We start from the raw sequence: 257 nt of genomic DNA, 5'->3' as shown, positions 1-257 counted from the left end.
AAGAGCAGCAACAAAACCAAATCCACCGTGCGGGTTCGGGTCGAACACGCCTTCGGCGCACAGACAAACGACATGGGCGGCACTCTGGTGCGCACTATCGGGCTGGTGCGAGCCAAGGCCATGATCGGGATGAAGAACATCGCCTACAACATGCGTCGCCTCTGCCAGTTGCGCCGCATCAACCCAAATCCGGCGTGAAAAACGGTCGACCAGAGGTGCAGATCATGCGGTGCGTCACGAAAAACGGATCGAAACGG

General features: G+C 58.4%; 1 pseudogene. It reads left to right on the top strand.

The features are described 5' to 3' along the window. Positions 1 to 198 (top strand): annotated as a pseudogene (locus tag AB4874_RS19970) (IS5/IS1182 family transposase); the annotation flags it as partial. Positions 199 to 257 lie beyond the last annotated feature (59 nt).

The organism is Thioclava arctica, from assembly GCF_040892615.1.
GTDB lineage: Bacteria > Pseudomonadota > Alphaproteobacteria > Rhodobacterales > Rhodobacteraceae > Thioclava > Thioclava arctica.
This window is presented reverse-complemented; position numbering and strand designations above follow the sequence as displayed.